Raw genomic sequence first — 17701 nt, 5'->3', positions numbered from 1 at the left:
CGTCGGCATACTGGATTCGTGACCTCCGATGAACTCACCCGTCCTTCCGGTATCGATCTCAGCTACCTCGACGAGGGCGTGCGAGTGCAGGACGACCTGTTCACGCACGTCAACGGCAAATGGCTGGCCGACTACGAAATCCCCGCCGACCGCGCCGTCGACGGCGCCTTCCGCACCCTGTACGACCAGGCCGAGCGGGACGTCAGGGCGATCATCCAGGAGGCCGCCGAGTCCGCGGCGCCTGCGGGCAGCGACGCCAGGCGGATCGGCGACCTCTACAGCAGCTTCCTGGACGAGGCCGCGATCGCCGCTGCGGGCGCCGAGCCGATCGCCGGCGAACTCGCCGCGGTGGCCGCGGTCACCGATCGCTCCGCCTTCGCGGCCCTGCTCGGCCGGGCCCAGCGCACCGGGGTGCGCGGCGCGGTCGGCGTCTACGTCGACACCGACGACAAGGATTCCACCCGCTACCTGGTGTACCTGACCCAGTCCGGGATCGGCCTGCCGGACGAGTCGTACTACCGCGGTGACGAGTACGCGAGCATCCGCGAGGAGTACGTCGCGCACATCGACCGGATCTTCGCGGTCGCCGCGGCCGACGAGCGGGTGCGCTCGCTGCTCCCCGCGGACCTGGACGGCATCGGCACCCGCATCCTGGAGCTGGAGCGCACCCTCGCCGCGGGCCACTGGGACGTGGTGCGCCGCCGCGACGCCAAGGCGAGCTACAACCCGACCACCCTCGCCGCGCTCATCGCCGAGCACCCCGGCTTCGACTGGACGGCCTGGACCGACGCGCTGGCCGCCGGGCTGGACAAGCCGGCCGCCGAGGTCTTCGCCGAGCTCGTGGTGCGCCAGCCCGGCTACCTCGGCGCCTTCGCCGCCGCCTGGACCGAGCTTCCGCTCGCGGACTGGCAAGCCTGGGCCGCCTGGCAGGTGCTGCACGCCCGCGCCGCCTACCTCACCGACGAACTGGTCGCGGAGAACTTCGCCTTCTACGGCCGCACCCTGACCGGTGCCACCGAGAACCGGGAGCGCTGGAAGCGCGGGGTCGCGCTGGTGCAGGAGCTGCTCGGCGAGGCGGTCGGCAAGCTCTACGTGGCCAGGCACTTCCCGCCGGAGGCCAAGGACCGGATGCTGGAGCTGGTCGGCAACCTGCAGGAGGCGTACCGCCGCAATATCGTCGATCTGCCCTGGATGAGCCCGGAGACCAGGATCGCGGCGCTGGCCAAGCTGGAGAAGTTCACCCCCAAGATCGGCTACCCGGACAGCTGGCGGGACTACTCGGCCATCGTGATCGACCCGGCCGACCCGGTCGGCAACTACCGCCGCGGCTACGCCGCCGAGTTCGACCGCGACCTCGGCAAGCTGGGCGGCCCGGTCGATCGCGGCGAGTGGTTCATGACCCCGCAGACCGTGAACGCCTACTACAACCCCGGCATGAACGAGATCGTCTTCCCGGCCGCCATCCTGCAGCCGCCGTTCTTCGACATGCACGCCGACGACGCCGCCAACTACGGCGGCATCGGCGCGGTGATCGGCCACGAGATCGGGCACGGCTTCGACGACCAGGGCGCCGAGTACGACGGTGACGGCAATCTGACCGACTGGTGGACCGACGCCGACCGCGCCGAGTTCGGCACCCGCACCAAGGCGCTGATCGCGCAGTACGACGTGCTCTCCCCGCAGGCGCTGCCGGACGAGCACACGGTCAACGGCGAGTTCACCATCGGCGAGAACATCGGCGACCTCGGCGGCCTCTCGATCGCGCTGGCCGCCTACCGGATCTCACTGGACGGAGCCGAGCCGCCGGTGATCGACGGCCTCACCGGGCTGCAGCGGGTCTTCTACGGCTGGGCCCAGGTGTGGCGCACCAAGGCGCGGCCGGAGGAGGCGGTCCGCAGGCTCGCGGTCGACCCGCACTCCCCGCCGGAATTCCGCTGCAATGCCGTCGTCCGCAATATCGACAGCTTCCACGAGGCGTTCGCGGTGCGGCCGGGCGACGGGCTCTACCTGGAGCCCGCGGAGCGCGTGCAGATCTGGTGAGAACGACGAACGCCCCCGGTCGCGAGACCGGGGGCGTTCGCCTGCAGGGGGACGGGCAGATCAGGGGTTCCAGTCGCCGAGGCCGTCGGCGCTGGAGAGGGTGCCGCCGTCGGTGTTCTGCACCACGACGGGATCGCCCTTCGTGGCGTTCTCGAAGAACCACTTGGCGTCCTCGGTGCTGAGGTTCAGGCAGCCGTGGCTCACATTGGCCCGGCCCTGCTGCCCCACCGACCACGGCGCCGCGTGCACGAAGATGCCGCTGTTGGAGATCCGGGTCGCGTACTCGACGTCGAGCTTGTAGCCCTCGGGATCGGTGATCGGCACGCCGTAGGTGGAGGAGTCCATGACCATCTTCCGCTGCCGCTCGCCCACGTAGTAGATGCCGTTCGGCGTCTCGTGCTTGGGCTTGCCCATGGAGGTCGGCATCTCCCGGATCACCTCGCCGTTGCGGGTGACGGTGAGGGTGTGCGTGTTGTCGTCCGCGGTCGCGATGACGGCATCGCCGATGCGGAAGGCGCTGGTGGTGTCGCCCGCCTTCACCGTGACGTCGGTATTGGCCGGCCAGTAGTCGTTCGGCCGCCAGCGCACCTGCTGGTCCGAGCGCCAGTAGAAGTGGCCGGGGGTTTCGGTCGACGCGGTGACCTTGATGGCCCGCTCGGCGGCGGCGCGATCCCCGATCGGCTCCTTGAAGGTGATGACGATGGGCTGCGCGACCCCGACCGTCTCGCCGTCGGCGATATTGATAGACGGCGGTGCGAAGTTCGCCTGCGGCTCCGCGGGCGGAAGCACGGCGCCGTTCGCGGAGCCGGTGTCGATCCCGGGGAACAGCGGCTCCGCCTGTGCGGGCGCGGCGATCAGGGCAGAGGCCGCCGCGATCGCCGCCGACAGCAGGATTCCCCGCCGGACCCGGCTCACGGTTCCGCTGCTCAGAGCGACATGCATAGGTTTCTCGTCCATTCCATCTCTGCACGCCCACCGGCGGGGTGCGCGCGTGCGCGAGTACGCCTGCCGGCGGATGAGATTCTTCGGTGACGCGGAGCCCGGTGAAGCGGCCCCACATTGATGACGACCCGACCCTGGGGTCATTCCTACCGGGCTACCCCGGGTCGGGGCCAGTTCTCCCGGCAAGTCATAGCAGACATTCAGTCAGGTGACTCAGATCACTACCTGCGGTACGGCCTGGGTAGTCCGGAGAAAGGTGCCGCTCATAGCGGTCGCGGATGTAGCGGAGGGTGACCGCCCGCGATCTGGAATCGCCCGCTACCCAAACTTTTCGGTGAGCTAAATCACTCGGAGTCAGGCTGCCCGGACGGTGCGTCCGAGGTGAGCCAGCGCCCGAACGGCGTCGCCAGGCAGCCGCGGCCGGTGGCCGCGTCCCAGGCGAGCGCGGCGGTGCCGAGGCAGACCACCTCGCCCGCTTCGGTGCGCACCGACGCGCGCGAGCCCTCCAGCGCGACGCTGATCGCGAGCGAGCGGGCCGGGTCGTCGGCGGTGATCGTGGTCCGCGCGACGGCGTCGCTGCCGTAGCCGAGCGCGATCGGGATGCCGGTGCTTCCCTCGCTCACCCCGACGCCGCCCGCGGCGCCGATCCCGAGCGCCCGCGCGCCCGCCGCGGCGCTCGCGTAGCCGACGCCGTCCAGCCCGGCGGCGTACGCCTGCCCCGAGGTGTCGGAGGAGGCGCGGCAGCCCGTTCTCCCCTCGATCAGGGTGACGTCGACGCCGTGCTCCGAGACGCAGCGCACCTGCGCGGCGGCGGCGGGGCCAGGCAGCAGGAACGAGGTGCCGACGGCGGCGGCGGAGCAGACGATCGCGCTGATCAGCTTCATGTCGAGTCCCCTTTCGCCCCCGGGTCCACCATACGCAGCCCCTGTCCTCCGGCGTCCACTCGACGCGATACCCCGGGATGGTGTAAGCATTGCTTGATATTTCCAGCATCGCTATGCCACTTCGGATTCATACGGGGGTACGAGTTCGAAGCGTTACAGGCTCGGGAGGACTGTTTCGTGTCTCGTCTCGTCGTTCGCCGTGTACTCACGGCCACCTTCGGCGCGGTCGCCGCGCTGACCCTCATCGGGTGTAGCTCCACCGTCACCGGGACGGCGCAGCCGGAGATCGGCAACGGCACCGTCGACGCCGTCTCCACCACGAGCACCCCGAAGCCGTCCGGCAAGCCGTCCAGCGGCAAGCCGACCCCCTCGAACAGCAACAACGGCGGCAGCGTCGATTTCGAGGCATCGATCGGCGACTGCGTGACGCTCGGCGGCACCGTGAGCGACGCCACCATCGCGAAGGCTTCCTGCGGCAGCCGCGCCTCCAATTACAAGGTCATCGGCAAGGCGCCGACCAGCACCGGGTGCATCGCCGACCGGGACAACTACTACGCGGAGACCGTCAACAGCGTGCAGACCGGCGCGCTCTGCCTCGACATCGACTGGGTGGTCGGCGGCTGCATGGACGTCGGCGGCGAGGATCCCAAGCGGATCGACTGCACCGAGTCCGCCATCGAGGGCATCAAGGTCACCAACATCGTGCAGGGCACCGACGACGTGAGCGCCTGCGACAGCGGCTCCGGCTTCAAGTACTCCGACCGCCGCTTCGTGGTCTGCGTCGAGGATCTGTAGGCGACACGCCGAACCAAAAGGAGCGGGTGGGCCGACCGGCCCACCCGCTCCTTTTTTTCGGTGGATCAGATGGGCCGGAAGCCCGAGCCGATGCTGTCGCGGCCGTTCAGGTCGTCCATGATCGTGGTCATGTTGGTGCCGACCTCGGGGCCGTAGCAGGCGAACGCCAGGTACGCGTTGACCATGCCGACCAGCTGGTTGCCGACCACCACCGGCGCGCCGGAGTCGCCCTCCACCACGCACATCTGCGACCAGGTCTCGATGTTGGTGGCGAAGACGTCGCCCCACGAGATGCCGCAGGTGTTGCCGGTGGTGCGGGCCCTCCTTGCAGACGATCATCGGGAACGCGGCCGGCCCGCCGATGCCGGCGATGGTGACGTTGCCGACCCGGTTCACCGGGGTGATACGGCCCGGCTGGAACTGGATGACGGCGTAGTCGAGGCGCGGATCGGAGTGCACGAACCGGCCGACCACCCCGGCGCCGCGGTCCGCTTCGGCGTACACCTGTGCGCCCGGATCGCCGCAGTGGCCTGCGGTGATCCCGACCAGCCTGCCCGCGCCGTCGTAGCCAACGGTGGTGAGGGTGCACTCGAAGGCGTCGTCGATGACGATGCCGGAGCCACCGCCGAGCACCGGCGCGCCCGGCTGCGCGTGCGCGGCGCCCGCGACGGGCCCGAGCAGCGCCGCTCCCAGCGCGACGGTGCAGGCGGCGCGAACCACCGTGGCGAGTTTGCTGAACATGTCCCTCCAGATCTGCTGAAAGCCCGCACGATATCAATCGCTCGCGCCCATCGTGTCAGTAATCGCGGACGGGTGCGGCATCCGTCCGACGACCTGCGATTTCGACAGACGCCACGCCGTGTTTCTTCCATCCGGTGATAGCACTCCGACATGGCAGACCTGAACCCGCCGGTCCGCCCGTGGCCGAAGCGTGACCGCCGGGCCGCTCGGGAACCTGACTCGAATTTCGATGAAAGCGATTCGAGAAATAACACTCGTGCACTCGGGAACCCCCGCTCATCGGGGTCTTTCTGAAACATGTTCTTATTGGCCGGATGCTGGAAGTCGGAAAATGTCCGGGGCGTTGTCACGATTCATAGCGCGATTCGTGCAGTGACCGGTATCTATGACGCCAATCACAGAGGTGTGCTGTGTTCTGGGCTACCCCGTAGTAAGGTGCTGCGAGCGATGCAAGTCGTCGGAGCAGGTAACCGGCGTCGAGAAGGGGTTGGAACAGTGCAGTCGACCAAGAGTCCACCCACGGGGTCGCGGCTGAGTGGCGCGGTCGATTGGACGAAGGGGTACTGGGAGGATCACCCGAAGCGTTCTCTCGAGACCTTCGGCAGGCAGATCCTCATGGGCATTGCCGCAGTCTCCGAGTTGTTCGTCGCGATATTCCGCCGGCGATTCCCGTTCGGGGAATTCGTCAAGCAATGCGCGTTCATGGCCAATGTCGCCGCCGCCCCGACGCTGCTCGTCGCCATTCCGATCGGCGTGATCGTCTCGATTCAGGTCGGCGCGGTCGCCGGGCAGGTCGGCGCGACGTCGTTCATCGGCGCGGCCAACGGCCTCGGCATCATCCAGCAGGGCGCCCCGCTGGTCACCTCGATCATGATCGCGGGTGCGGTCGGCTCGGCCATCTGCGCCGACCTCGGCTCGCGCACCATCCGCGAGGAGATCGATGCCATGAAGGTCATGGGCGTCGATCCGATGCGCCGCCTGGTCGCCCCTCGGCTCGGCGCGGCCATGCTGGTCAGCCTGCTGCTCTGCGGCTTCGTCGTCTTCGTCGGCTTCCTGACCGGCTACATCTTCAACATCTTCGCGCAGGACGGCACGCCGGGCAGCTACGTCGGCACCTTCTCCTCGTTCGCGGTGACGAGGGACCTGCTCGTCGCCCTGGTCAAGTCGACGATCTTCGGCCTGCTCGCGGCGATCATCGCCTGCGACACCGGGCTGAACACCCGCGGCGGCCCCGGCGGCGTCGCGAACTCCGTGAACTCCGCGGTGGTCAGCTCGGCGATCATGCTCTTCGGCGTCAACCTGATCATCACGCAGATCTACAACGCAATCTTCCCCCCACAGGTGGTCTGAGCCGGTGTCGTCGACATATGTGCCGCCGCTGCTGCGGCCGCTGAACCAACTGAAGCGCACCGCCAAGGCCCCGGTCGACCTGCTCGGTCGCCTCGGCCACCAGGTGTTCTTCTTCCTGCGCGCGCTCGGCTCGATCCCGCTCGCGCTGCGTCAGTACCCCAAGGAGGTCTGGCGGCTGCTCTCCGACGTCACCTGGGGCAACGGCAACCTGGTCGTCGGCGGCGGCACCATCGGCGTCGTGCTGATCCTGAGCGCGTTCGGCGGCATGACCGTCGGCATCCAGGGCCACACCTCGCTGAACCTGCTCGGCCTGAGCCCGATCACCGGCGCCATCTCGGCCTTCGCCACCACCCGCGAGCTCGGCCCACTGCTCGCCTCGCTGGCCTTCGCCGCGCAGGCCGGCTGCCGGTTCACCGCCCAGCTCGGCGCCATGCGGATCTCCGAGGAGATCGACGCGCTGGAGTCGGTGGCCATCCGGCCGCTGCCCTACCTGGTGAGCACCAGGATCTTCGCCGCGATCCTCGCGATCGTCCCGCTCTACTGCCTCGGCCTGGCCATGGCCTACGTCTCCTGCGCCATGACCGTGCAGCTGATCGGCGGCACCGCCAGCGGCACCTACCAGCACTACTTCTACCAATTCCTGATCCCGACGGATGTGCTCTACTCGCTGCTCAAGGCGATCATCTTCGTCGCGATCACCACCTTCATCCAGTGCTACTACGGCTTCTTCGCCTCCGGCGGCCCCGAGGGCGTCGGCGTGGCGGCCGGCCGCGCGATCAAGATGTGCATCATCGTGGTGGTGTTCGCCGATCTGTTCATGACGTTGGCCATCTGGGGCGTCAACCCCGGAATTCGGATCTCGGGGTAGGCGATGATCATCGATCCCAGTGGGCGCGGGCCCACCGTGCGGCAGATGCTGATCGCGGGCGGCTGCGGGCTGCTCGTCTTCGCGCTGCTGCTCGTCTTCCTGATGGCGCGCTACCAGGGCTACTTCGTGTCCAAGGTGAACGTGGTCGCCAACCTGACCACCACCGGTGACGGGCTGCCCGCCGAGGCGGACGTGAAGTTCCGCGGCGTGCTGGTCGGCACCGTGGACGATGTCGAGGTCGCGGCCCGCGGCGAGCTGCAGAAGGTGCAGATCGAGCTGAACCCGGACTTCGCGAGCGGCATCCCGGCCAACGTCACCGCCCGCGTCGTTCCCTCCAACCTCTTCGCCGTCACCTCGGTGGAGCTGGTCTTCAACGGCCCCTCCGACGAGTACCTGACCGAGGGCGCGCAGATCGAGGAGGACCGCAGCAAGGGCACCATCGCGCTGCAGGACACCCTGACCACCGTGCGCAACATCCTGAACGAGATCGACCCGGTGCAGTTCGGCCGGGTGCTCGGCACGCTCTCGCAGGCGCTGGACGGCAGCGGCCGGATGCCGGGCTCCACCATCGAGCGCGTCGATCGCTGGCTGACCGGCGTGGACCAGTCGATCCCGAACCTCGGCGTCATGCTGGACGACTTCTCCTCGTCCTTCCGCGCGCTGAACGAGTCGGCGCCGGAGCTGGTGAACGTGCTCGGCAGCTCGGTGCAGACCGCGACGACCATCTCCGACCGCAGGTCGCAGCTGGTCGCGCTGATCACCGGCGCCAGCGGCACCTTCGACACCGTCAACAACCTCTTCGCGCAGAACCCGGATGTCGGCAAGCAGGTCACCGCGGGGACGAGCAGCATGTTCGGCTCGCTCGCCTCCGACCCGGCCTCGGTCACCCAGGCGATCGTGAACCTGAACCGCTCGATGCAGAAGCTGAACACCGTGTTCCGCTGGGGTCCGCAGCAGCAGATGATCTGGAACATGGGCCTCACCTTCACGCCCTACCAGCCGAACACCGTCGCGGACTGCCCGCGCTACGGCGACCTGGCCGGCCCGAGTTGCTTCACCGCGCCCGCGGTCGCCGAGATCCCGCCGCTGCCGGAGTCGCTCTCGCCGCGCAGGCTGGACGCCGCGGCCGGGCTGCCGCCGCTGGTGCAGCTGCCCGGGATGCCGGTGCTGCCCGGGATCACCACGCCGTCGGCCCCGCTGCCCGCCGCCGGAGCGGCGCCGGTGCCGTTCGCCGGAACCCCGCTGGAGGGCCTCTTCCCGATGCTGCCCCCGCTGCTGGGCGGCCCCGCTCCCGCTCCGGCGGAACCGGTCGCGCCCGCCGAACCGCCCGCGGCTCCGGCGGCGCCCATCGCCTACACCGGCGATGCCGCGATCTCCAGGTACCTCGGCAGGCAACCCACCGCGGCGGAGTACCTGCTGCTCGGTTCGATCACGAAGGGGATGACGTTGACCACCAGCGGTGACAGCCGATGAGCATCCGTAAGCCGCTCATCGGATTCAGTCTCTTCGCCATCGTCTCGATCCTGGTCACCGTGCTCGTCTGGAACACGCTGGCCCGGGTCGTCGAGGGCGAGACCAACACCTTCACCGCCACCTTCTCCGACGTGCTCGGGCTCAAGAAGGGCGACGACGTCCGGATGGCGGGCGTCCGGGTGGGCAAGGTCGAGAAGATCGACCTGGACACCAACAACGACGCCAGGGTCACCTTCGTGCTGCAGCGCGACCAGACCATCTTCGACGACACCAAGGCGCTGGTCAGGTACCAGAACCTGATCGGCCAGCGCTACATCGCGCTGGCGCCGGGCGATTCGCCGAGCTCGCAGCCGCTGAGGAGCAACGGCACCATCCCGCTGGAGCTGACCGAGCCATCCTTCGACATCTCGGCGCTGCTCAACGGTTTCCAGCCGCTCTTCCAGGTGCTGCAGCCGGAGCAGGTGAACCGGCTCTCGGAGACCTTCATCCAGGCGCTGCAGGGCGACGGGGTCTCGCTGAGCGCCTTCGTCACCCAGGCGGCCACGCTGGCCACCGACTTCCAGCGCCGCGACGCCATCCTGACCGACGTGATCACCAACCTCTCCGGCGTGATGTCGGGGCTCGCCAAGCGAGGTGACGAATTGGAGACGCTGGTGACCCAGACCAGGGCGCTGATCGGCGGGCTGTACGACCAGGGCCAGAGCCTGCAGCAGTCCACCGTGCAGATCGCCGACGCCGCCGACGCGCTGGTCGGCATGGTCGGCACCATCCAGCCCAAGCTGGCGGCGGCGCAGAACTCCACCAGCGCCGCGCTGACCCTGCTGATCGCCAACGGCCCGGTCCTCGACCAGGCCGCGGTCGACCTGCCCGGGGTGCTCGCCAACGCGGGCAGCTTCGTCTCCGAAGGCAGCTACGCCAACGCCTACCTCTGCGGCCTGGACGTCTCGCTGTACGGGGTGCTCTTCCCGCGCGGGCTGTTCTCGCAGATCGGCGGCAACGGGCATTCGGCGGTGTGCAGGCCGTGATCGCGAAACTCCGCTCCCGCTTCCAGAGCAACCGCTACTTCTGGCTCGGCGTCCTCGGCGCCCTCGTCATCGTGCTCCTGCTGATCGTCTCCAGCTCGTTCCGGATGCTCGGTCTCGGCGACCGCTCGCTCGAGATGGAGTTCGCGCAGGCCGCGGGCATCCGGGTCGGTGACCGGGTGAACGTGGCAGGCGTCGCGGTCGGCACCGTCACCGGCGCCGAGCTCGACGGCGACCACGTGGTGATCAGCGCCAACGTGGACCGGAATGTCGACTTCGGCCCGGACGCTCGGGCCTCGATCAAGATGGCCACCCTGCTCGGCGCTCGCTACGTCGACGTCGAGCCGGGCGACGGCAGCGGCCTCCCGGACGACCGGATCCCGCTCTCCAACACCGCGGTCCCCTACAACCTGGCCGACGTGGTGCAGATCGGCACACCCAAGTTCGAGGAGCTGGACACCGCCAAGCTGGCCGAATCGCTCGACCTGGTGAACAAGCAGCTCGGCGACTCGCCGCAGCTGGTGGTGCAGGCGCTGGACAGCGTCGGCGCGCTGGCCAAGGTGATGGATGCGCGCAAGGCCGAGGTCGACCAGCTGCTCAAGGACATGGACCGGGTCACCCAGCTGCTCGCGGACAACCGCAACAGCGTGCTGCTGGTCATCACCCAGGGCGAGGCGATCGCCGCGCGGGTGATGGAGCGGCAGGGGCTGCTGCGCCAGTTGCTGGACAACGTCGCCGCGCTGACCAGGCAGCTGCAGGAGATCGGCGCCGAGAACGACAACCAGCTCGGGCCCACGATCGAGCAGCTCAACGTGATGGCCGACGGCCTGCAGAAGAACAAGGACAACCTGGATCGGCTGCTCAGCATCATGCCGCCGTCGATCCGCTACCTCACCAACGCGTGGGGCAACGGCAACTACGCGGAGGTCGGGCTGCCGTGGCTGTTCCCGGACAACTGGCTCTGCTTCGCGCAGGCGATCGAGGGGTGCGAGGGATGAGGATTCCGTTCCGCTTCGACAGCAGGCCCGGCGGTCGAGCGCTTCGTGGCGCGCTGCTCGGCGCCACCGCGCTCGCGCTGGCGAGCTGCTCGCTGCTGCCGAGCTCGGTGAACAACGCCATCGGCAACACCATCGAGATCACCGCCGACTTCGAGAACATCGCGGGCATGTACGAGGGCAACCCGATCCGGGTGCTCGGCATCGATGTCGGCAAGGTGGACAAGATCATCCCGCGTGGCACCTACGTCGAGGTGCACATGTCGCTGGAGTCCGGCGAGAAGTACCCGGCCGAGGCGATCGCCGCGGTGGTCTCGCCCTCCATCGTCACCGACCGGCACATCGAGCTGACCCCGCCCTACACCGGCGGCGACGAGCTGGCCGACGGCGACCACCTGCCGCTCTCCCGGACCAGGACCCCGGTCGAGCTGGACACGATGATCAAGACCATCGACCAGTTCGCCGCCGCGCTGAAACCGCAGCCGGGGCAGGAGGGGGTCGGCCCGCTCTCCGGCCGGGTGCTCTACCCCATGCTGGACGGCCAGGGCGAGAAGCTGCGCGACACGCTGAACGCGCTCTCCGGCGCGCTCGAGGTCGGCGTGGACAACCGGGACGCCGTCTCCACCATCATCATCAAGCTCAACGAGCTGACCACGATGCTGGCCCAGAACGACCAGTCGGTGCGCGATTTCAGCAGCCAGGTCACCCAGATGACCGGGCTGCTCGCCGAGCAGGCCCCCGGCCTGCAGGCCACGCTGCAGCAGCTGCAGGACTTCCTGGCCAACACCAGCGGGGTCTTCACCCAGTACCAGGACCAGCTGGAGGGCAGCCTGGTCGGGCTCACCAATGTCACCCAGCAGCTGCGCGACAACGCGGCCGGGCTGATCGAGGTGGTCGACGTCGCGCCCATGCTGCTGCAGAACATCGACATGACGATGAACCGCGAGCAGGGCTTCATCCGGCTGCACGGGCTGATCGGCACCGCGCTCTCCGGCGAGGTGATCAGCGTCTTCTGCCAGCGCATCCAGATGCGCGCGGACGGCTGCCGGACCGGGAACATGCAGGACTTCGGCCCCGACTACGGGCTCACCGCCGCACTGCTCGGACTGACGAAATGACGCGCCGCATGATCGGAGTGCGCCGCACGGCGCTTGCCGTCACCGCAGCCGCGGTGGCGCTGCTCACCGGCTGCGGCATCTCGGTGGAGAACGTGCCGCTGCCCAAGCCGGGCGCCGCGGGCGACACCTACACCCTCCGCGCGGTCTTCGAGAACGCGCTGAACCTGCCGGACCAGGCCAAGGTGAAGGTCGGCGGCTCGGACGTCGGGGTGGTCACCGACATCTCGACCAAGAACTTCCAGGCCTTCGTCGATATGCAGATCCGCTCGGACATCGAGCTGCCCGAGGGCACCACCGCCGAGCTGCGCCAGGCCACCCCGCTCGGCGACGTCTTCGTCGCGGTCTCCAAGCCGGTCGCGCCGCCGGGAACGCCGACCCTGAAGGACGGCGCCACGCTGCCGCTCGAGGCCACCTCGGCCGGCGCCACCGTGGAGGAGCTGCTGGTCTCGGTCTCGATGCTCTTCAACGGCGGCGGCATCGCCAGCCTGACCAAGCTCGGCTCCGAGCTGGACTCCATCGTCGGCGGCCGCGGCGAGCAGCTCGCGCACCTGATCACCCAGATGACCGGCGTGGTCGGCAGCCTGAACGACAACAGCACGCGGATCGACAGCGTGCTCGGCGAGTTCGGCGCGCTCTCCACCACCCTGGAGACCCGCCGCACCGAGCTCGGCCAGGTGGCGGACACGCTGCCGCAGATGATCGGCGCCATCGCGGAGAACAACCGGGCGCTCGGCGACCTGCTGCAGCGCATCGCGGTGACCAGCGCCGCGCTCGGCGACTACGCGAACACCTCCGGCGGCGACCTGGCCTCGCTGCTGGACAACCTGCGCGACCTGATGGACGCGCTCGCCGCCACCGGCGACGATTTCGGCGCCGCCATGGAGCAGCTGCACCTCATCGCGCCGAAGGTGGACGCCAGCTTCCGCGGCAAGAGCCTCGCCGTCTTCGCCACCGTCTCCAACCTGGACATCGGGCTGCTCACCGACCCGCCGAACAGCAAGCTGCCGGACCAGACCGACCTGAACGACTTCGTCGGCAGCTTCATCCAGGTGCTGCAGGTGGTCCAGAGCCGGGTGAACGGAGCGCCGCGATGAATCTGCTGCGGAACAAACTGGTGCTCTCCGGGGTCGGGCTGGTGCTCGTGCTGATCGCGGGCGCCACCTACCTCGCGGTCGGCGTGATGCGGGTGAACCCGCTGCGCTCGGAGTACTCCGTCACCGTCTACCTGGACCGCTCCGGCGGGCTGCAGCCGGGCAACGACGTCACGCTGCGCGGCTTCCGGATCGGCAAGGTCGACGACATCACGCTCGTCGACCGCGGCCAGCTGATCGCGGCGAAGGCGACCATCGACAGCGAGTACCGGATCCCGGTGGACACCGCCATCTCGGTGCAGGCGCTCTCCGGCGCGGGCGAGCAGTACATCGATTTCCGCCCGGCCACCGACACCGGGCCGTACCTGGCCGACGGCGCCGAGATCCGCTTCGACCCGGAGAAGATCAAGACCCCGACCCCCGTGTGGCAGGTGCTGGACAACTCCAGCGCGCTCATCGCGCAGGTGGATCCGAAGAAGTTCGGCACCATCCTGGCCCAGCTCGACATCGCGCTGAGCGCCGGCCCCGACCAGCTGCGCGGCATGATCAACGGGCTCAGCCTGGCCGCGGCCGGGCTCGACTCGCTGCTGCCGCAGACCACCAACCTGATCGCCAACCTGCAGACCATCGCGGCGACCACCTCGAACGCGCAGCCGGACCTGGCCACGTTGACGGCGAACTCGGGCGAGCTCTTCACCCAGTTCAACAATGCCGACGCCGAGCTCAAGGCGCTGCTCGACCAGTCGCCGCAGTACTTCAGCGATCTCGGCGCGGTGCTCAGCGACACCACCGACCCGATCACCGGGCTGGCGACCAACTTCGTCGCGATCACCCGCGGCGCCCAGCTGCGCACCCCCGCGCTCAGCGCGCTCTTCCCGTCGCTCGCGCTCGGGCTCGACGCGCTCGGCGTGCCCGCGCACGACGGCGAGTTCCACACCATCGTCGACATCTGGCCCCGGCCGACCTGCTACTACCAGTCGGACTACCTGAAGCCGGAGATCATCACCGACGACACCCTGCCGCGCTGGAACTACTGCGTGAACCCGCCGCCCGGCCAGCAGATCCGCGGCGCCGCCAACGCGCCGCGCCCGGACGTGCCGAACAACGGCGCCTACATCCCGCCGGGAGTCGACCCGAACGAGCGCACGCTCCCCCCCGTGCGCTGAGCGGGCATACTCGCGGCAGTACGACCGAAGCGGCGCGCCAGCGCCGGGAAAGCGCAGGACTGTATCGATGAGCACCGACGACGCCGACTCCGACAAGACCACCGACGAGGCCGGAACCGGCAAGGGTGACGGGGGCGTCGCCCTCGGCAAGTCCGGCACGGCGGATGCGGCGGCGGCCGGGTCGGGAGAGCGCGGGTCGTCCCGGCTGCCCCTGATCGCCGCCTTCACCGCGGGCATCCTCGCGGTCGCCGCGGTGACCGCCGTCGTGGTGTTCTGGCGCCAGGCCGACCAGCGCGGCGCCGAGCTGGACGCCGTCACCGGGGCGAAGAGCGCCGCCTGCGAATTCGGCCGCGCGGTCTCCGAATACGACTACGCCAAGGATCTGGACACGTACTTCCAGACCGTGAAGGACGGCGCCACCGGCGACTTCCTGAAGGAGTTCTCCGACGCGCAGCAGGCGCTCACCGACGCCATGACCCAGGCCCAGGTCAAGTCGTGGACCGACGACGTGCAGTGCGGCTGGCAGTCCGGCGACGATTCCTCCGCCCAGGTGCTGGTGACGCTCACCCAGTACCGCACCAACTTCACCCAGCCCACCCCGGACCGGCAGTACGTGGTGGTCATCGCCGACCTGGAGAAGTCCGGCGACAGGTGGCTGGTCGGCAAGCTGGACTCGCCCATGCTCCGCGGCGCGGGCAGCGGCCTGCCCGGCGCCCCGGCGCCCGGTGGCGCAGCCCCGGCCCCGGCCCCTGCCCCGACTCCGGGCGGGTAGCCAGCTCCGCTGCGTTGCGCCCGGCGCGGGCTCAGAACAGGGTCAGCGACGGCACCGGCGCGGCGGGCTGCTCCGGCCGGACGACCTCCACCGGCTCGGCGGTGACTGCGGGAAGCTCCGCGGTCACCGCATCGGCGACGGCCGCGGTGGCGGCTGCCTTGCGCGCCGCCTCCCCGGCCAGCGCGTCCGCCCGCTCGTTGTAGTAGTTGCCGACGTGGCCGCGCACCCAGCGGAAGCGCACCGGCCCCGGCCGCCCGGAGATGGCCCGGTCGATCTGCTTGACCAGCTCGGCGTTCTTCACCGCACCCCCGGTCGCGGTGCGCCAGCCGTTCACCCGCCAGGCGGAGATCCACTCCGACGCGCACTTGATGGCGTAGAGCGAATCGCTCTCCAGCAGCAGCGGCTCCGGCCCGGGGTGCGCCACGATCGCCTCCAGGATGGCGCGCAGCTCGGCGATCTGATTCGTGCCCGTCGAGGCGCCGCCGCTCGCGGAGCCGCCGGTGTGGTTCACCCAGGCCCAGCCGATGGCGCCGCCCGGATTGCGCAGGCAGGACCCGTCGGTGCTCACGATGATCATGGCAGGCACCCTACGCAATCCGGCCGACAAGATCTGTTCTGTGAAATTCCTCGATCTCCCTTCGCAACTGGGCCTCGGTGCGGCGCAGCGCCGCCCGGACCGCTGATTCGATGGGCCTGGCCAGCAACCTGGCGACCAGCCCGGTGGGGGTGGCGTAGTACGCCTCCGAGGTGAGCACCGACCGGCCGTAGCCGAGCGGATCGAAATGGAACGTGAGCGTGCCCGCGAGCCGGCCACGCAGGGTATAACCGATGACGACGTTGCGCCGGTAGTCGGTGATCTCGCACTCCACCGTGGATCGCCAGGGACCGAAGCGGGTGTCGGTGCTGAACACGGCGCCCCGCCCGCGATCGAGTTCCCCGGCCGGTTCGAACCCCGCCACACCGAACATCCAGTCCGGGACGAAGCGATGGTTGTCGGCGTAGGTGAACGCGACCTCGACCGGAGCTCCCACGTCACTGGCATACCTGATGTGGCCCATAGGCCCTCCCTGATCCACGGCTGCGGTCAAAAGTACTACAGCAATCCTCTTTATTCGAGGAATTCGCCGGGGGAATCCGAAGATCACGAACTGGGCGGTCGGCTCTTTTCTTGCTGGTCAGCGCCCCGGCGCCGGTGCGGAGGCCAGTGAGTCCAGCTGGTCGACGATGTGCTCGGCGATCGGCATGGCCGAGGTCGCGGCCGGTGACGGGGCATTGAAGACGTGCACCGAGCGGGCGGTCCGGCCGAGCAGGAAGTCGTGCACCAGGGTGCCGTCCGGCAGCACCGCCTGGGCCCGGATCCCGGCCGGGTGCGGTCGCAGGTCGGCGAGCTCGAGCTCGGGGCAGTAGCGCCTGCACTCGGCGAGGTACCCGCGCCGGAACATCGAATTGCGCAGCTCGCGCGCGCCGGTGCGGACGTGCTCGCGGGCCAGCCGGTGGAAACCGCGGTAGCCGAGCACCGCGCGCAGATCGCGCGGCTCGACCGACCACTTGCGGTACTTCTCCCTGGCCAGCCCGAGCACCGCGTTCGGGCCGACGGTCAGCTCGCCGTGGATGGTCGGGCTCAGGTGCACCCCGAGGAAGGGCAGCGCCGGGTCCGGGATCGGGTAGATCAGCGTGCGCACGAGCTCCGCGCGCTCGGCGGGCAGCCGGTAGTACTCCCCGCGGAACGGCACGATGCGGAAGTCGGCGGGCAGCCCCGCGATGCGCGCCAGCCGGTCGGCCTGCAGCCCGCCGCAGACCACGAGCCGCCTGGCCGTCCAGGAGCCTGCGGGGCCGGCGACGGTCACCCGCTCCGCGGTCTCGGCGATCGCCGTCACCGCCGCGCCGTACACCACCTCCGCGCCCGCCGCGACGACATCGGCCAGCAGCGCGCGGACAATGGCCGGGTAGTCGACGATGGCCGTGCTCGGCACGAAAAGTGCCCCGACACCGCGGATCCGCGGCTCCCGGCGGGCCAGCTCGGCGGCGTCGAGCCGCTCCACCTCGACCCCGTTGTCGGCCGAGCGCCGGTGCAGCGCGAGCATCCGCTCGTGCTCCACCGAATCCGTTGCCACCAGCAGCTTCCCGCACACCTCGACCGGAATGCCCGCGGCGAGGGCGAATTCGACGGTCCAGCGCGCACCGCGCCGGCACAGCTCCGCCTTGAGGCTGCCCGGCTCGTAGTAGATGCCTGAGTGCACGACGCCGCTGTTGTGCCCGGTCTGATGGGTGGCCGCCGCCCGCTCCTTCTCCAGCAGCAGCAGTGACGCGCCCGGGTGCCGCCGCAGAATCCGGTGCGCCGTCGCCACGCCGACGATGCCCGCGCCGATCACGCAGAAGTCGTACTCGGCGGAGCGGGGCGCGGCGGTCACGGCTCTCAGCTCAGCAGATGCCGGGCGCCGCGG

16 protein-coding genes and 1 pseudogene are annotated in these 17701 nt (G+C 69.5%); 11 read left to right on the top strand and 6 right to left on the bottom strand.

Annotated features, from left to right (window positions below):
• The first annotated feature begins 18 nt into the window (after window positions 1-18).
• Window positions 19-2040: a M13 family metallopeptidase gene (locus ACFO0B_RS17275; RefSeq protein ID WP_378613490.1), complete on the top strand. Its 2022-nt coding sequence runs from the start codon at window positions 19-21 to the stop codon at window positions 2038-2040.
• 60 nt (window positions 2041-2100) lie between these two features.
• Here the strand turns inward: ACFO0B_RS17275 and ACFO0B_RS17270 are convergent, their stop codons facing one another.
• Together ACFO0B_RS17270 and ACFO0B_RS17265 are read right to left on the bottom strand one after the other, a co-directional pair.
• Window positions 2101-2982 (bottom strand): L,D-transpeptidase, encoded by an 882-nt coding sequence (locus ACFO0B_RS17270; RefSeq protein ID WP_378613489.1) that lies wholly within the window; start codon window positions 2980-2982, stop codon window positions 2101-2103.
• A 344-nt stretch (window positions 2983-3326) separates the two neighbouring features.
• Window positions 3327-3866, bottom strand: coding sequence for a DUF6764 family protein (locus ACFO0B_RS17265; RefSeq protein ID WP_378613488.1), 540 nt, complete (start codon window positions 3864-3866; stop codon window positions 3327-3329).
• 177 nt (window positions 3867-4043) lie between these two features.
• Between ACFO0B_RS17265 and lppU the strand changes: the two genes are divergently transcribed.
• On the top strand, window positions 4044-4661 hold the full coding sequence (lppU, locus tag ACFO0B_RS17260) for an LppU family putative lipoprotein (RefSeq protein ID WP_378613487.1): 618 nt from the start codon (window positions 4044-4046) through the stop codon (window positions 4659-4661).
• A 65-nt stretch (window positions 4662-4726) separates the two neighbouring features.
• On the opposite strand, the pseudogene ACFO0B_RS17255 reads toward lppU, so the two are convergent.
• Window positions 4727-5402: pseudogene (locus tag ACFO0B_RS17255) on the bottom strand (S1 family peptidase).
• Window positions 5403-5897: 495 nt separating this feature from the next.
• Between ACFO0B_RS17255 and ACFO0B_RS17250 the strand changes: the two are divergent.
• From ACFO0B_RS17250 to ACFO0B_RS17210, 9 genes are all read left to right on the top strand, one after another.
• Window positions 5898-6752 (top strand): MlaE family ABC transporter permease, encoded by an 855-nt coding sequence (locus tag ACFO0B_RS17250; protein WP_378613486.1) that lies wholly within the window; start codon window positions 5898-5900, stop codon window positions 6750-6752.
• Window positions 6753-6756: 4 nt separating this feature from the next.
• Window positions 6757-7620: an ABC transporter permease gene (locus tag ACFO0B_RS17245; RefSeq protein WP_378613485.1), complete on the top strand. Its 864-nt coding sequence runs from the start codon at window positions 6757-6759 to the stop codon at window positions 7618-7620.
• Window positions 7621-7623: 3 nt separating this feature from the next.
• A complete protein-coding gene (locus ACFO0B_RS17240; RefSeq protein WP_378613484.1) occupies window positions 7624-9093 on the top strand; it encodes an MlaD family protein in 1470 nt (489 codons plus the stop codon).
• Complete coding sequence (locus ACFO0B_RS17235; RefSeq protein ID WP_378613483.1) at window positions 9090-10118, top strand: MCE family protein; 1029 nt, start codon at window positions 9090-9092, stop codon at window positions 10116-10118. Before ACFO0B_RS17240 ends, ACFO0B_RS17235 begins: the two co-directional genes overlap by 4 nt.
• A complete protein-coding gene (locus ACFO0B_RS17230; RefSeq protein WP_378613839.1) occupies window positions 10118-11113 on the top strand; it encodes an MCE family protein in 996 nt (331 codons plus the stop codon). The genes ACFO0B_RS17235 and ACFO0B_RS17230 overlap by 1 nt, the downstream gene beginning before the upstream one ends.
• Complete coding sequence (locus ACFO0B_RS17225) at window positions 11110-12228, top strand: MCE family protein (RefSeq protein ID WP_378613482.1); 1119 nt, start codon at window positions 11110-11112, stop codon at window positions 12226-12228. The genes ACFO0B_RS17230 and ACFO0B_RS17225 overlap by 4 nt, the downstream gene beginning before the upstream one ends.
• Before the next feature lie 8 nt (window positions 12229-12236).
• Complete coding sequence (locus tag ACFO0B_RS17220; protein WP_378613481.1) at window positions 12237-13322, top strand: MCE family protein; 1086 nt, start codon at window positions 12237-12239, stop codon at window positions 13320-13322.
• Entirely contained in the window at window positions 13319-14485 is a 1167-nt protein-coding gene (locus ACFO0B_RS17215; RefSeq protein WP_378613480.1) for an MlaD family protein, read from the top strand. Before ACFO0B_RS17220 ends, ACFO0B_RS17215 begins: the two co-directional genes overlap by 4 nt.
• Before the next feature lie 67 nt (window positions 14486-14552).
• Window positions 14553-15257, top strand: a complete 705-nt coding sequence (locus ACFO0B_RS17210; protein ID WP_378613479.1) for a hypothetical protein — start codon at window positions 14553-14555, stop codon at window positions 15255-15257.
• A gap of 31 nt (window positions 15258-15288) precedes the next feature.
• Here the strand turns inward: ACFO0B_RS17210 and ACFO0B_RS17205 are convergent, their stop codons facing one another.
• The 3 genes from ACFO0B_RS17205 to lhgO form a co-directional block, all read right to left on the bottom strand.
• A complete protein-coding gene (locus ACFO0B_RS17205; RefSeq protein WP_378613478.1) occupies window positions 15289-15834 on the bottom strand; it encodes a ribonuclease H family protein in 546 nt (181 codons plus the stop codon).
• A gap of 10 nt (window positions 15835-15844) precedes the next feature.
• Window positions 15845-16345: an SRPBCC family protein gene (locus tag ACFO0B_RS17200; RefSeq protein WP_378613477.1), complete on the bottom strand. Its 501-nt coding sequence runs from the start codon at window positions 16343-16345 to the stop codon at window positions 15845-15847.
• A gap of 87 nt (window positions 16346-16432) precedes the next feature.
• Window positions 16433-17668, bottom strand: a complete 1236-nt coding sequence (lhgO, locus tag ACFO0B_RS17195; RefSeq protein ID WP_378613476.1) for an L-2-hydroxyglutarate oxidase — start codon at window positions 17666-17668, stop codon at window positions 16433-16435.
• Window positions 17669-17701: the final 33 nt, after the last annotated feature.

Origin of the sequence: Nocardia jiangsuensis (assembly GCF_042650385.1) — a bacterium.
Classification (GTDB): domain Bacteria; phylum Actinomycetota; class Actinomycetes; order Mycobacteriales; family Mycobacteriaceae; genus Nocardia; species Nocardia jiangsuensis.
Note: the sequence above shows the minus strand (reverse complement) of the source record. Positions and strands in the feature narration are given on the sequence as shown.

Coding starts and splice junctions, on each gene's coding strand:
- ACFO0B_RS17225 (WP_378613482.1), top strand. CDS start 11,110: ATGAGGATTCCGTTCCGCTTCGACAGCAGGCCCGGCGGTCGAGCGCTT.
- ACFO0B_RS17240 (WP_378613484.1), top strand. CDS start 7,624: ATGATCATCGATCCCAGTGGGCGCGGGCCCACCGTGCGGCAGATGCTG.
- ACFO0B_RS17220 (WP_378613481.1), top strand. CDS start 12,237: ATGATCGGAGTGCGCCGCACGGCGCTTGCCGTCACCGCAGCCGCGGTG.
- ACFO0B_RS17235 (WP_378613483.1), top strand. CDS start 9,090: ATGAGCATCCGTAAGCCGCTCATCGGATTCAGTCTCTTCGCCATCGTC.
- ACFO0B_RS17210 (WP_378613479.1), top strand. CDS start 14,553: ATGAGCACCGACGACGCCGACTCCGACAAGACCACCGACGAGGCCGGA.
- ACFO0B_RS17215 (WP_378613480.1), top strand. CDS start 13,319: ATGAATCTGCTGCGGAACAAACTGGTGCTCTCCGGGGTCGGGCTGGTG.
- ACFO0B_RS17270 (WP_378613489.1), bottom strand. CDS start 2,982: ATGCATGTCGCTCTGAGCAGCGGAACCGTGAGCCGGGTCCGGCGGGGA.
- ACFO0B_RS17205 (WP_378613478.1), bottom strand. CDS start 15,834: ATGATCATCGTGAGCACCGACGGGTCCTGCCTGCGCAATCCGGGCGGC.
- ACFO0B_RS17265 (WP_378613488.1), bottom strand. CDS start 3,866: ATGAAGCTGATCAGCGCGATCGTCTGCTCCGCCGCCGCCGTCGGCACC.